General features: G+C 68.7%; 11 protein-coding genes. 9 read left to right on the top strand and 2 right to left on the bottom strand.

Features of this window, described 5'->3' with window-relative positions:
• Window positions 1-101 precede the first annotated feature (101 nt).
• From ACLML9_RS24275 to ACLML9_RS24260, 4 genes are all read left to right on the top strand, one after another.
• Window positions 102-1,043, top strand: coding sequence for an ABC transporter ATP-binding protein (locus tag ACLML9_RS24275; RefSeq protein ID WP_411947687.1), 942 nt, complete (start codon window positions 102-104; stop codon window positions 1,041-1,043).
• 1 nt (window position 1,044) lies between these two features.
• Window positions 1,045-1,827 (top strand): ABC transporter permease, encoded by a 783-nt coding sequence (locus tag ACLML9_RS24270; protein WP_411947686.1) that lies wholly within the window; start codon window positions 1,045-1,047, stop codon window positions 1,825-1,827.
• Window positions 1,828-2,004: 177 nt separating this feature from the next.
• Window positions 2,005-3,138, top strand: a complete 1,134-nt coding sequence (locus tag ACLML9_RS24265; RefSeq protein ID WP_411947685.1) for a sensor histidine kinase — start codon at window positions 2,005-2,007, stop codon at window positions 3,136-3,138.
• A 111-nt stretch (window positions 3,139-3,249) separates the two neighbouring features.
• Complete coding sequence (locus tag ACLML9_RS24260) at window positions 3,250-3,855, top strand: response regulator (protein WP_411947689.1); 606 nt, start codon at window positions 3,250-3,252, stop codon at window positions 3,853-3,855.
• Window positions 3,856-4,170: 315 nt separating this feature from the next.
• On the opposite strand, the gene ACLML9_RS24255 is transcribed toward ACLML9_RS24260, so the two are convergent.
• Window positions 4,171-4,326: a hypothetical protein gene (locus ACLML9_RS24255; protein WP_411947684.1), complete on the bottom strand. Its 156-nt coding sequence runs from the start codon at window positions 4,324-4,326 to the stop codon at window positions 4,171-4,173.
• Window positions 4,327-4,686: 360 nt separating this feature from the next.
• Here ACLML9_RS24255 and ACLML9_RS24250 point away from each other — a divergent pair, with 360 nt between their 5' ends.
• Window positions 4,687-5,913 carry an MFS transporter gene (locus ACLML9_RS24250; RefSeq protein ID WP_411947683.1) on the top strand — a complete coding sequence of 409 codons (1,227 nt, stop codon included), beginning with the start codon at window positions 4,687-4,689 and terminating at the stop codon, window positions 5,911-5,913.
• Between the two features lies 1 nt (window position 5,914).
• Here ACLML9_RS24250 and ACLML9_RS24245 read toward each other — a convergent pair whose 3' ends face one another.
• Complete coding sequence (locus tag ACLML9_RS24245) at window positions 5,915-6,259, bottom strand: hypothetical protein (protein ID WP_411947682.1); 345 nt, start codon at window positions 6,257-6,259, stop codon at window positions 5,915-5,917.
• Between the two features lie 156 nt (window positions 6,260-6,415).
• Here ACLML9_RS24245 and ACLML9_RS24240 point away from each other — a divergent pair, with 156 nt between their 5' ends.
• From ACLML9_RS24240 to ACLML9_RS24225, 4 genes are all read left to right on the top strand, one after another.
• Window positions 6,416-8,131, top strand: a complete 1,716-nt coding sequence (locus ACLML9_RS24240) for an acyclic terpene utilization AtuA family protein (RefSeq protein WP_411947681.1) — start codon at window positions 6,416-6,418, stop codon at window positions 8,129-8,131.
• Window positions 8,128-9,279 (top strand): acyl-CoA dehydrogenase family protein, encoded by a 1,152-nt coding sequence (locus ACLML9_RS24235; protein ID WP_411947680.1) that lies wholly within the window; start codon window positions 8,128-8,130, stop codon window positions 9,277-9,279. The genes ACLML9_RS24240 and ACLML9_RS24235 overlap by 4 nt, the downstream gene beginning before the upstream one ends.
• Window positions 9,276-10,874, top strand: a complete 1,599-nt coding sequence (locus ACLML9_RS24230) for an acyl-CoA carboxylase subunit beta (RefSeq protein WP_411947679.1) — start codon at window positions 9,276-9,278, stop codon at window positions 10,872-10,874. The genes ACLML9_RS24235 and ACLML9_RS24230 overlap by 4 nt, the downstream gene beginning before the upstream one ends.
• 26 nt (window positions 10,875-10,900) lie before the next feature.
• Window positions 10,901-11,691: biotin carboxylase N-terminal domain-containing protein (locus tag ACLML9_RS24225; protein ID WP_411947688.1), on the top strand; the 791-nt coding region annotated here is incomplete at its 3' end.

Genomic DNA, 11,691 nt, shown 5'->3' with positions numbered 1-11,691 from the left:
ACACTCTTCCCCTCCCCGCCCCTCTCCCGATCGGCGTTGGGTTACAGTCGGTTGGGGTCTCGCCCCCCGGTTGGGGCGCCGGTTGGTTCATTAAATCGACAGTGACGACCGCGGCGCCGGCTGCGGCCGGCGCCTCGGTCCCGGAGCGGGCGGCGCTCGAACTCCACGGTCTGCGCAAGAGTTTCCGTAGCCCGGACGGCAGTGAGATCCGCGCCGTCGACGGACTGGACCTGGTGATCACGCCCGGGGAGATCGTGGCCTTCCTCGGTCCTAACGGCGCGGGTAAGACCACCACCCTGGATATGGTGCTCGGTCTGGCGGTTCCGGATGCCGGGACGGCGCGGGTTTTCGGAGTGTCTCCGGCGCGGGCCGTGGCGGCCGGCCGTATCGCGGCGGTACTGCAATCCGGTGGGCTGCTGCCCGATCTGACCGTGGCCGAAACCGTACGGCTGGTGGCGAGCCTGCACACCCGGCCGCGGCCGGTCGGTGAAGTGCTCGAACGCGCCGGTTTGACCGATATCGCCGGACGCCGGGTGGGTAAATGCTCCGGCGGCCAGCAGCAGCGGCTGCGCTTTGCACTGGCACTGCTGCCCGATCCCGATCTCATCGTGCTGGACGAACCGACCACCGGGATGGATGTGGAAGGGCGCCGGGAGTTCTGGCGCGCGATGCGCGAGGATTCCCGGCGGGGCCGGACGGTCGTCTTCGCGACCCATTACCTCGAGGAGGCCGACACCTATGCCGACCGCATCGTGCTGGTGCGGGCGGGGCGGGTGGTCGCCGACGGTTCCGCCGCCGAGATCAAGAATCTGGCCGCGGGTCGTACAGTCGCCGCCACCCTGCCCGGCGCCGACCCCGCCCGGCTGCTGGCCGTCCCCGGTGTCGACGATGTCGAACTGGCCGGCGAGCGGATCACGGTGCACACCAGGGATTCCGACCTGCTGGCCCGCTTCCTGCTCACCGAGACCGCGGCATCGGATATCCAGATCACCTCGCGCAACCTCGAATCGGCGTTCCTCGCCCTCACCACCGGAGAGAACTGAGATGACCACTGTCGCCCCGCCCACGTCCCCTGTCGAACGCCGCTCTCCCGGCGGGTTCCGGCTCGGTTTCCTGCGAATGGAACTGCTGCGTCTCCTGCGTAATCGGCGCACCCTGCTCGTCACCCTGATCATGCCGCCGGTGTTCTTCGCCATCTTCGGGCTGCAATCCGATTTCCGGGAGCAGTCCTTCGGGTCCGGGAACATGACCGGTTATGTCATGGTGTCGCTGGCCGTCTACGGCGCCATGGTGGCGACGACCAGCGGCGGGGCGATGGTGGCGATCGAACGCGCGCAGGGCTGGAGCCGCCAGTTGCGGCTGACCCCGCTGCGCCCGGTCACCTATATCGCCACCAAAGCCGTCGTGGCGATGGTGCTGGGACTGATATCGGTGGCGGTGGTCTTCGCGGTCGGCGCGATGGCGGGTGCCCGGCTCACGGTGACCGCCTGGGTGCTCTGTTTCCTGCTGGCCTGGGTCTGCTCGCTGGTCTTCGCGGCATTCGGTCTGTTCGTCGGCTACCTGCTGCCCTCGGAGAACGTGATGCAGTTGCTCGGTCCGGCGCTGGCGGCGCTGTCGTTCGGCGGCGGGCTGTTCATTCCGCTGCACGGCTGGTTCGGCACCGTTTCGGCGGTGCTGCCCACCAACGGCGTGGCGACCGTGGTGCGGATGCCGTTCGGGGAAACCGGCGGCTCTTCGCTCGTCCCGGCCATAGTGAACATCACCGTCTGGACCGTCTTGTTCGTGGGCGGCGCGGCGCTGATGTTCCGCCGTGACACCGCGCGCTGACCCGGTGACCTGCTCCGACATGCCGGTGCCGCCGTCGTGGAGACGGCGGCCTTCGGTACGGTCGGTCCTCGTGATCGATCGCCGCGGCGGCCCTCGGCTCCGCGCCGGGGGCGGTGCCCACCAGCTGTTTCGAGGCAGCGCATGAGGTTTTCCGCGGCCCCGTCGCCGAGCGCCCGAGTGGCCGGGCCTCTGGACCGTCTGGCCCGTACCGGTGTGTTCGCGACCGAGGGCGGTGGCCGCGGTTGGTTCGGTGCCCTGCTGGCGGTGGTCTGGCTCGTGTACCTGGTGACACCGGTCCTGCAGAGCTGGCGGCAGCAGGATCAACCGGCCGCGCTGGTGGCCACCGCGGCCCTGGCCGGGTACGCGGCCCTGATCGTGTGGTCGCTGGCCGGGCTGCGGGAACCCCGCCGCCGCGATCCGCTCTTCTCCGCCCCCGCGGACCGCCGGGTGTGGCCGGTCCTCGCGGCCATGGTCGTCTGCGCGACAGTGCTCGTGGTGCTGCTCGGCACCCCCGCCGTGCCGTGCACCGTGTACATCGGGATCATCGCCGTCTTCCGGCTGCCCGCCCGCGCGTCCGGGTGGGTATGCGGTGCGCTGATGGTCGGAATCCTGCTGTCCGTGCTGGTCGTTCCGGGGTTGTCCGGTGTGCCGTGGTACTTCGGCTTCCTGCCCGTGGTCATCTGGACGCTGCGGCAGCTCGGCCTGCACGGTGCGCGGCTGACCGAGCTGGCCCGCCGTCAGCAGGCGGAGCTGGCCATGGCGGCCGAACGCAACCGGGTGGCCCGCGACGTGCACGACATCCTGGGCCATTCGCTCACTGTCATCACCGTGAAGACCGAACTCGCGCAGCGGCTGCTCGATATCGATATCGACCGGGCCAGGTCCGAACTGGCCGATATCGAACACCTCGCGCGCGACGCCCTGGCCGGGGTGCGCGATACGGTCGGCGGGCTGCGCGAGGTGACGCTGCGCTGGGAACTCGCCAATGCGCGCAGTGCGCTGGAAGCCGCCGGTATCGCAGCCGGACTACCCGATCCGGAAGAACTGCCGGCGGGCGATCACGAACTGTTCGGCTGGGTGTTGCGTGAGGCGGTGACGAATGTGGTGCGCCACAGCGGCGCCCGCCACTGCGTCGTCACCGTGACGCCGACCGGTATCACGGTCACCGACGACGGACGTGGACTCGGCGCGGCCGCGGTCGGATCCGGACTGACCGGACTGCGGGAGCGGGCCGCGGCGGCGGGCGCCGTGCTGACCTTGGCGGAGCCGGCAGGAGGAGGAGTACGTGTTGTCGTCACCGTTCCCGGATGAGTGGTCGTGGGCGGGTTTCGTGACCCGGGGCCCGACCGGCGCGACGACGAGGACTCTCGGTCCCGCAGCGCCCCGCCGCCGTACCTCCGTATCGCGCGGGGCGGTCCGGTCGTGATCCGGCTGCTACTGGCCGACGATCAGGCGCTGGTGCGGGGCGCGCTCGCGGCGCTGCTCGGGCTGGAATCCGACCTCGAAGTGGTCGCCGAAGTGGGTCGCGGGGACGAGGTGCTCGACGCGGTCGCGCGGACGAACCCGGATGTGGTGTTGCTCGATGTCGAGATGCCGGGAGCCGACGGTATCGCCGTGGCCGCCGAGTTGCACGCGAAGCATCCCGGGGTGCGGATACTCATGGTGACGACCTTCGGCAGGCCCGGCTACCTGCGCCGGGCGATCGATGCGGGGGCGGGCGGGTTCGTGGTCAAGGACACCCCGGCCCGGGAGTTGGCCGATGCCGTCCGGCGGGTTCACCTGGGGCTGCGGGTGGTGGACCCGGCGCTGGCCACCGAGACCTTGACCGCGGGCACCTCGCCGCTGACACCACGGGAACGTGAAGTTCTCGCCGCCGCGGCGGAGGGAACCACCGCGGCGGTTATCGCGCAGCGCCTCCATCTGTCCGAAGGGACGGTGCGCAACCATCTGTCCGCCGCCATCGGCAAGACCTCGACCAGTACGCGCGCCGAGGCGGTACGGGCCGCGGAGCGGATGGGCTGGCTGTAGCGGGCGGCCCCGCAACGTCTCCATCGGAACCGGGCCGCTGTTCCGTACGGGAAAGCGCGCCGGCCGTGCCCGGCGCAGAGGGGCAGGGCCGACGCGTGTTCCGGCGGTGCCAGGGGGAGGTGCCCGGTGGAACCCGGTCGCATTCCCGGGCTCTGGTTCACCGCGAGGTCCCGCCTGTCGCGCAACGCGCCGTGCCCTGAGTGTTGACCCCGACGGCGCTTCGGAAACATGTCCGGCCGCCGGTTCCCGTGGTGAGTGGTCACAGGTGGTGCGGTCGGGTCGGTTGAGCGTTCGGTGCCGGCGTCGTCTCCGGTGTCAGAGCAGCCAGAGCACCGCGCCCAGTGCCGCGAGCACGGCGCAGACCCCCAGCGCGACCGCGAGCGGCCGGGCGGTCTTCCAGGTGGTGTATGCGCCGCCGATGAGAAATCCGGCGAGGGTGAACAGCAGAACTACAGCGACATCGGTGGACACAGAGCCCTATTGTGCCTGGTCTCGGTATCGGTTGGGGCTCGGTGTGGCGCGCGTGCCGTGGTCTCGGCTGTGGGGTGCGCCAGTATTCGTGCTCGACTTGCGATGGTGGCCCGCCGCGTTCCCGGGCATCCGGACCGGCGCAGTTCTCCCGAATCGGTCTCGGTTCCGTGTACTCGGGGGACGTCCAGCGTGTAACTCCTTCCCGATCCTGATGGAACCGATCGCTGGTGTGCGGCGTCAAACCCGATGAGAGAGATCAGCGCGCACTTGACGCCGCTGTCCACGGGAGGGGAAGTAGGTCCGAATGGAACCGCAGTCGTCCGATCACAGCTTCGAGAGTCGAGCGACCCACTGGCGCGTTTGAACACCTTCTGGGTCGGTCAGACGCTGGGCGCGTTGGGCGCCGGTTTGCTCCCTTTCTGTGTCGGGTTGATAGCGGTGGCAGCACTCGATGCCGGACCAGCGGAAATGGCGGCGATAACCGTTGCGTCGCTTTTGCCCCGGGTGCTGTTCACGCTCCATGCGGGGGCATACGTCGAAAGGCTGGGCCGATGGCGCTCCATGCTGTGGTCGAACACCGTCGAAGTGGCTATCTGGTGTGCCGCAATCGGGCTCGGCACGCTGCTGGGAAGCTCGATCTGGATCCTGGTCGCGACGGTCTTCCTGAGCGAAGCGGCTCGGACCGTCAACGGTGTCGCATTCCAGGCCGTGGCTCCATTGCTCTCGAACAGGACGGGACTGCGGTCCGCCAATGCGAAATTCGGTGTATCCGACGCCTTCGCGCAAGTTGCTGCACCGGTGATCGGTAGCTGGATATTTCTCGTCGCGGGTGGCACGGCCACGATCCTTGCCGGGGTCGCGATGATCTGTGTGCTGATAGGGGTGGTTCTCGTCTGCCGGACGGCTGAGGAAGTGCCCGAACGGTTGCACCGTGCGAACGTCCACCGCTTGGTGGTCGAAGGCCTGCGCTTCGTCGGCAAGGACCGGATACTGCGCGGCCTCGCTCTGTCCAACATGTCGGCGAATTTCTTCTTGGCCTTCATCTCTGCCCTGTGGCTGCTGTACCTGCTCGACGAACTCGGGTGGAGTCCGGGCGTAGTGGGCACGGTCGGTGGTATCGGGGCGGTCGGGGGGCTCCTCGGCGGTCCGGTTGCACTGTTTCTGGGCAGACGCATCGGCGACTCGCGGACAATCGTGCTCCTGTCGTGGAGCTTCTGCCCGGCGTACCTGATCGCACTGATCCCGGTCGGTGGGTTCCCCCGGGTCGTCCTGGTAACGGCGAGTACCGCCCTGGTTTCTCTGTGCCTGGTTTCCTACAACGTCCTTCAAAGGACGCTCAGGCAGTCGATAACTCCGCCGGAACTCTTGGCGCGACTCAGTGCCTCCGTGCGATGGACCGCCGCTGTCGGCGCGCCGATCGGCGCTGCTCTAGGGGGCGTTCTCGCCATGCTCCTCGGCGTTCGGGTTGCTGTGACAGTTGGGATCGCCGGTCTCGTCGTGCCGGGGATTTCGACCACTATCGCCGGGTTGTGGCGTGCCCCCGCCGCCGATGAACCCGCCGACCACGAGCGAATACTCCAGCGCTGACTCACGTCTGCGCTGCTCCGAACAGAGCGGTACGGGCTTGATCCCGGCCCGGCCGCATCGGCTCCGGGCCCGTGGACCGCGTCGGCAGCAACGCCGCATCGACCGCTTTCGCCCCGACCGGCCGCAGCACTCCAGCGCAGATGGTGTGCGTGGCGATATCGCCGGCTCGGGCGCGGCCGATCACGCCATCGTCCATCACCGCCATCACCTCCAGCGGGGTGGCGTCCAGCTGTACCTGCTCACCGGGGTGCGCCGCTGTGGTCGTGGTGAAGGTCCGATCGGGTGCGCTCGCGGTCTGCCGCCGTGTCACCACCGAGGGCGCACCGAATCTCCCGAGAACCGCCATCGGCGCTGCTCGGGGCCAGGTCCGGAGTCCGGAATATTAACAAGCACGCGTGCTTGATTTTTTACCCACCGCCTGTGATGCTGGGGCGGTACGCGGACAGCCACGGGCGCCTATCGGCGACCCCGCCCGGTGCCGCGGTAGGAGGCGAAACCGCTGATGGGTGGTCTGGCGGCCGATCCCGGCCTGATTCGGATCGGCAACTGTTCCGGGTTCTACGGCGACCGGTTCGGCGCGATGCGCGAAATGCTCGAGGGCGGGCAGCTCGATGTGCTGACCGGTGACTATCTCGCCGAACTCACCATGCTGATCCTGGGCCGCGACCGGATGAAGGATGCCGGCCTCGGCTATGCCAAGACCTTCCTGCGCCAGCTCGAGGAATGCCTCGGCCTCGCGCTGGAACGCAATGTGCAGATCGTGACCAATGCCGGTGGCCTGAATCCGGCCGCGCTGGCGGCGAAGGTGGGCGAGCTGGCGGATCGGCTCGGCCTGGAGGTCCGGGTCGGTTATGTGGACGGCGACGATCTCACCGGCCGCACCGCCGAACTCGGCCTCGGCTCCCCGCTCACCGCCAACGCCTATCTCGGGGCCTGGGGTATCGCCGAATGCCTGGCTGCGGGCTCGGATGTGGTGGTCACCGGCCGGGTCACCGACGCGTCGGTGGTGGTGGGTCCGGCCGCCGCCCACTTCGGTTGGCAACGCACCGATTACGACCGGCTGGCCGGCGCGGTGGTGGCCGGTCATGTGATCGAATGCGGTACCCAGGCCACCGGCGGCAACTTCGCGTTCTTCCGCGAACTCCCCGACCTCGGCCGCCCCGGATTCCCACTGGCGGAGATCCGCGCGGACGGTAGCAGCGTCATCACCAAACACGCGGGCACGGGCGGCGCGGTCACCGTGGACACCGTCGCGGCCCAGCTCATGTACGAGATCCAGGGCGCGCGCTACGCCGGGCCCGATGTCACCGCCCGGCTCGATACGGTCGAACTCGCCGCCGACGGCCCGGACCGGGTGTCGATCCGCGGCGTCGTGGGGGAACCGCCGCCGCCGACGCTGAAGGTTTCGCTGAACACTCTCGGTGGATTCCGCAACGAAATGGAATTCATCCTCACGGGCCTCGATATCGAAGCGAAAGCCGAGCTGGCGCGGCGGCAGCTGGAGTCCTGGTTGCCCGAACGTCCGGCCGAACTGGACTGGACCCTGGCCCGGCTGGACCGCCCCGACGCCGATACCGAGGAGCAGGCCAGCGCCCTGCTGCGCTGTGTGGTCCGCGACCCCGATCCGAACAAGGTGGGTCGCGCGTTCTCCAGCGTGGCGGTCGAACTCGCGCTGGCCAGCTATCCGGGCTGCAGTTTCACCGCCCCGCCCGGCAACGGTTCGCCCTACGGCGTCTACCGGCCGGGGTTCGTCGACGCCGCCGAGGTCGCACATACCGCCCACCGGCCGACCGGAGGCAAGGTCCTGGTGGGGGCCTCGTCGGAGACCCGCGAACTGACCGACGTCCCGGAACCCGAACTCCCCGCACCGCTTGCGCCCACACCCACGAAACGGGTGCCGCTGGGCGAGATCGCGCTGGCGCGCAGCGGTGACAAGGGCGGTGACGCGAATATCGGCGTCTGGGTGCGCACCGAGGACCAGTGGCGCTGGCTGGCGCACACACTTACCGTCGAGCGGCTACGCGAACTACTGCCCGAAACCGCCCCGCTGGAGATCACCCGGCATGTGCTGCCGAATCTGCGGGCGCTCAACTTCCTCATCTCCGGTCTGCTCGGCGAAGGCGTGGCCTACCAGGCACGATTCGATCCGCAGGCCAAGGGACTCGGCGAATGGCTGCGGTCCCGTCATCTCGACATACCGTTGGAGCTGCTGCCGTGAGTACTGTCTGGAACACCGCCGAGCGCCGCGAACTCCGCGCCACCGTGCGCGCTTTCGCCGAGCGCGAGATCCTGCCCTACCAGGATGATTGGGAACGCGACGGGGAGATTCCGCGGGAGCTGCACAAGAAGGCAGGCGAACTCGGCCTGCTCGGGATCCAGTTCCCGGAAGCCGCGGGCGGTGCGGGCGGTGACGGGATCGACGGTGCCGTCGTGTGCGAGGAACTGCACTACGCCGGGGTCTCGGGTGGCGTGTTCGCCTCGCTGTTCACCTGCGGTATCGCGGTGCCGCACCTCATCGCCGCGGGCGATCCCGCACAACTCGACCGCTGGGTTCTGCCGACCTTGGCCGGTGACAAGATCGGCTCGCTGGCGATCACCGAACCCGGCGGCGGCTCCGATGTGGGACATCTGACCACCTCGGCCCGCCGCGACGGCGACCACTACATCGTCAACGGTGCCAAGACCTACATCACCTCCGGCTGCCGCGCCGATTTCGTGGTGACGGCCGTCCGCACCGGCGGCCCGGGGGCTTCGGGTGTTTCGCTGCTGGTGGTCGAGAAGGGCACCCCCGGTTTCACGGTGGGCCGCAAACTGGACAAGATGGGCTGGCGCGCTTCCGATACCGCGGAACTGTTCTACCAGGACGTCCGGGTTCCGGTGTCGAACCTGGTGGGGCCGGAGAATTCCGGTTTCCTGCAGATCGCCGCGGCATTCGTCAGTGAACGGGTCGGGCTCGCCGTGCAGGCGTATTCGAGCGCCCAGCGCTGCCTGGACCTGACCCTTGACTGGGTGCGCGACCGGGAAACCTTCGGCCGCCCGCTGATCAGCAGGCAAGCCGTGCAGAACACCGTCACCGAGATGGCCCGCCGGGTCGATATCGCCCGCGTCTACACCCGGGACGTCGCCGCTCGCGCCGCGGCCGGTGAGACCGATCTGATCGCCGAGGTCTGCTTCGCCAAGAACACCGCCGTCGAATCCGGCGAATGGGTGGCGAACCAGGCCGTACAACTCTTCGGCGGTCTCGGCTATATGCGCGAATCCGAGGTGGAACGCCAGTACCGCGATATGCGGATCCTGGGGATCGGCGGCGGCACCACCGAAATCCTCACCGGCCTGGCCGCGAAACGATTGGGATACCAGTCATGACCACACTGCGCAGCGCCCTCGACACCACGAGTGCCGACTACACCGCGGCGGCCGCGGCCATGACCGCCAAACTCGCCGAGGTCGAGGCGGAATTCGAGAAGGTCATCGCGGGCGGCGGTCCCGAGAAACTCGCCCGCCACCGCAAACGCGGCAAACTGACCGCCCGCGAACGTATCGAACTGCTCATCGACGAGGATTCCCCGTTCCTCGAACTGTGCCCGCTCGCCGCCTGGGGCAGCGAATTCCAGGTGGGCGCCAGCACCGTCGCCGGGATCGGCGTGGTGGAGGGCGTGGAATGCATGATCGTCGCCCCCGACCCCACCGTGCGCGGCGGCACCTCCAACCCGTGGACGCTGCGCAAGACGTTGCGGGTCAACGACATCATCCGGGAGAACCGGCTCCCGGTGATCTCGCTGGTGGAATCCGGCGGCGCCGATCTGCCCACGCAGAAAGAGGTCTTCGTCCCCGGCGGCCGGATGTTCCGCGACCTCACCCAGGCGTCGGCGGCCGGAATTCCTACCATCGCCCTGGTCTTCGGCAACTCCACCGCGGGCGGCGCCTACATCCCCGGTATGTCCGATCACGTGGTGATGATCAAGGAACGCTCCAAGGTGTTCCTGGGTGGTCCGCCGCTGGTGAAGATGGCCACCGGTGAGGAATCGGACGACGAATCCCTGGGCGGCGCCGATATGCACGCCCGGGTCTCGGGCCTGGCCGATTACTACGCGCTCGACGAACAGGACGCCATCCGCATCGGCCGGCGCATAGTCAAACGGCTGAACTGGGAGAAAAAGGGACCGGTGGCGCGCGCCTCGGTGCTCGAACCGCTGTACGACCCGGACGAACTCCTGGGGATCGTCCCGCCGGACCTGAAGATTCCGTTCGATCCCCGCGAGGTGATCGCCCGGATCGTCGACGGCTCCGATTTCGACGAGTTCAAACCCCGCTACGGGTCCAGCCTGGTCACCGGCTGGGCCGAACTGCACGGGTATCCGGTCGGCATCCTCGCCAACGCGCGCGGGGTGCTGTTCTCCGAGGAATCGCAGAAGGCCACCCAGTTCATCCAGCTGGCCAACAAGACCAACACCCCGCTGCTGTTCCTGCACAACACCACCGGCTACATGGTCGGCAGGGAATACGAGCAGAAGGGCATCATCAAACACGGCGCCCAGATGATCAACGCCGTCTCCAATTCCAAGGTCCCGCACATCTCCGTACTCATGGGCGCCTCCTACGGCGCCGGTCACTACGGCATGTGCGGCCGCGCCTACGACCCCCGCTTCGTCTTCGCCTGGCCCAGTGCCAAATCCGCGGTCATGGGCGGGGCGCAACTGGCGGGGGTGATCTCCATCGTCGGCCGCGCCGCCGCCGAGGCCCGCGGGCAGGCGTTCGACGAAGAGGCCGACGCCGGGATGCGTGCCCTGGTGGAAGCGCAGATCGAGGCCGAATCGCTGGCCATGTTCATGTCCGGGCGGCTCTACGACGACGGGGTCATCGACCCGCGCGATACCCGCACAGTGCTCGGTATGGCCCTCTCGGCCATCCACACTGCACCTGTCCAGGGCGCCGAATCCTTCGGCGTCTTCCGAATGTGAGGCCGGTCGTGTCGAATTCGCAGCAGCTGATCACCAGCGTCCTGGTCGCCAATCGCGGTGAGATCGCCCGCCGGATCTTCGCCTCCTGCCGCCGGATGGGCGTGGGTACGGTGGCGGTCTATTCCGACGCCGACGCCGACTCTCCGCATGTCGCCGAGGCCGACGCCGCGGTCCGGCTGCCCGGGAACACACCGGCGCAGACCTACCTGCGCGCCGACCTCATCATCGCGGCCGCCCAGGCCACCGGTGCGGACGCCGTCCATCCCGGCTACGGGTTCCTCTCCGAGAACGCGGAGTTCGCGCGCGCGGTGGAAGGGGCCGGACTGGTCTGGATCGGGCCGCCCGCCGCCGCCATCGAGGAGATGGGGTCCAAGGTCGCGGCCAAAAAGATGATGGACGCCGCCGGAGTGCCGGTGCTGGCCGAACTCGACCCGGCGGAGGTCACCGAAACCCAGCTCCCGGTGCTGATCAAGGCTTCCGCCGGTGGTGGCGGCCGCGGTATGCGGGTGGTGCGCGACCTTGCCGAACTCCCCGGGCAGCTGGAAGGCGCCCGCCGGGAGGCCGAATCGGCGTTCGGCGACCCCACCGTCTTCTGCGAGCGCTATCTCGAGACCGGCCGCCATATCGAGGTCCAGGTGATGGCCGATACACACGGCACCATCTGGGCCGTCGGCGAACGTGAGTGCTCGATCCAGCGCCGGCACCAGAAGGTCGTCGAAGAGGCGCCGTCTCCGCTGGTGGAACGTATCGATGCCGGTCGGGGACCGGATTCGGGACCCGGTATGCGGGACCGGCTGTTCGAGGCGGCCCGCCAGGC

Source organism: Nocardia sp. NPDC002869 (genome assembly GCF_046764065.1).
Lineage (GTDB): Bacteria > Actinomycetota > Actinomycetes > Mycobacteriales > Mycobacteriaceae > Nocardia > Nocardia rhamnosiphila.
Note: the sequence above shows the minus strand (reverse complement) of the source record. Positions and strands in the feature narration are given on the sequence as shown.

Excerpts from the sequence above, each read along its gene's own strand:
- ACLML9_RS24270 (WP_411947686.1), top strand. The coding sequence starts at position 1,045 with ATGACCACTGTCGCCCCGCCCACGTCCCCTGTCGAACGCCGCTCTCCC.
- ACLML9_RS24245 (WP_411947682.1), bottom strand. The coding sequence starts at position 6,259 with ATGGCGGTTCTCGGGAGATTCGGTGCGCCCTCGGTGGTGACACGGCGG.
- ACLML9_RS24240 (WP_411947681.1), top strand. The coding sequence starts at position 6,416 with ATGGGTGGTCTGGCGGCCGATCCCGGCCTGATTCGGATCGGCAACTGT.
- ACLML9_RS24230 (WP_411947679.1), top strand. The coding sequence starts at position 9,276 with ATGACCACACTGCGCAGCGCCCTCGACACCACGAGTGCCGACTACACC.